The sequence below is a fragment of the Roseateles sp. genome, from assembly GCF_031397715.1.
Classification (GTDB): Bacteria; Pseudomonadota; Gammaproteobacteria; order Burkholderiales; family Burkholderiaceae_C; genus Paucibacter_A.
Map to the genome: position 1 here is coordinate 1 of NZ_JANNMI010000474.1, position 1,535 is coordinate 1,535.

At 61.3% G+C, this 1,535-nt stretch carries 2 protein-coding genes and 1 pseudogene; all 3 read left to right on the forward strand.

The window, feature by feature from the left end; all coding sequences use genetic code 11:
• A pseudogene (locus tag RMO57_RS21005) lies at window positions 1-311 on the forward strand (long-chain fatty acid--CoA ligase); the annotation flags it as partial.
• Window positions 311-1,096 (forward strand): ABC transporter ATP-binding protein, encoded by a 786-nt coding sequence (locus RMO57_RS21010; RefSeq protein WP_310389987.1) that lies wholly within the window; start codon window positions 311-313, stop codon window positions 1,094-1,096. The pseudogene RMO57_RS21005 and the gene RMO57_RS21010, both read left to right, overlap by 1 nt.
• Before the next feature lie 13 nt (window positions 1,097-1,109).
• A partial coding sequence (locus tag RMO57_RS21015) for an ABC transporter permease subunit (RefSeq protein WP_414896469.1) occupies window positions 1,110-1,535 on the forward strand: 426 nt, incomplete at its 3' end.

Sequence of the window (1,535 nt, forward strand, 5' to 3'; positions counted from 1 at the left end):
GCGACTGCGTGGGTAAGGTCAACGCCGACCTCGCCGAGGACAAGGTCCTGGCCGGCAGCCAGATCGGCCGCTTCTTGGTCTTGCACAAGGAGCTGGACGCCGACGACGGCGAGTTGACGCGCACGCGCAAGGTCAAGCGCAGCGCGATTGCGGATAAATATGCGCTGCTGATCGAGGCGCTGTACGAGGGCCGCAGCACCCAGTTCATTGAGACCGCGGTCAAGTTCGAGGACGGCCGCAGCGGCTCGGTCGCGGCCGATCTGAAGATCGCCGAGGCCAAGACCTTCACCCCCGTCAGGAGTGCGGCCTGATGCAAACCAAACCAATTGGCGATGTGATCTTGGAGGTCAAGAACATCTCCCTGGCCTTTGGCGGCGTGAAGGCGCTGACCGACATCAGCTTCGATGTGCGCGAGCGCGAGATCCGCGCCATCATCGGCCCCAATGGCGCGGGCAAGAGCTCGATGCTGAACTGCATCAACGGCGTCTATCAGCCGCAGCAGGGTTCAATCAGCCTGCGTGGCCGGCACTTCAAGCATATGAATTCGCGCCAGGTGGCGGAGATGGGGGTGGCGCGCACCTTCCAGAATCTGGCCCTGTTCAAGGGCATGAGCGTGCTGGACAACATCTCGACCGGCCGCAATCTGCATATGAAGCGCAATCTGCTCTGGCAAGCCCTGCGTTGGGGCCCGGCCGAGCGGGAAGAAAACGAGCAGCGCGAGAAGGTCGAGGCCATCATCGACTTTCTGGAGATCCAGGCCTACCGCAAGACCCCCGTCGGGCGGCTCTCCTACGGCCTTCAAAAGCGCGTCGATCTGGGCCGCGCCTTGGCGATGGAACCGCAGGTGTTGCTGCTGGACGAGCCGATGGCCGGCATGAATGTGGAGGAGAAGCAGGACATGTGCCGCTTCATCCTCGACGTCAATGACGAATTCGGCTGCACCATCGTGCTGATCGAACACGATATGGGCGTGGTGATGGACATCTCCGACCGCGTCGTCGTGCTCGACTACGGCAAGAAGATCGGCGACGGCACACCGGCTGAAGTCAGGCGTAACGAAGACGTCATCAGTGCCTATCTCGGCACCTCCCACTGAGAGGATTTGAGCTATGGGAGCATTCTTGGAAACCCTCATCGGCGGCCTGATGTCGGGCATGTTGTATTCGCTGGTGGCCTTGGGCTTTGTGCTGATCTACAAGGCCAGTGGCGTCTTCAACTTTGCGCAAGGCGCGATGGTCTTGTTCGCCGCGCTGGCGATGGCGCGTTTCTCGACCTGGCTGCCGGCGCTGCTGAATCTGGACAGCAAACTGCTGGGCAATTTGCTGGCCTTCGCGTGCGCGTTTGCGGTGATGGTGGCGGTGGCCTGGTTGATCGAGCGCCTGTGTTTGAGCAAGCTGGTCAATCAAGAGGGCATCACCTTGTTGATGGCCACGCTGGGCATCGCCTACTTCCTCGACGGCCTGGGCCAGACCCTGTTCGGCAGCGAGATTTACCGGATCGATATCGGCCTGCCCAAGGAGCCGATGTTCTTGCTT

What these genes read in the sequence shown, in the direction of transcription:
- RMO57_RS21010 (WP_310389987.1), top strand. Translation starts at nt 311, where the DNA reads ATGCAAACCAAACCAATTGGCGATGTGATCTTGGAGGTCAAGAACATC.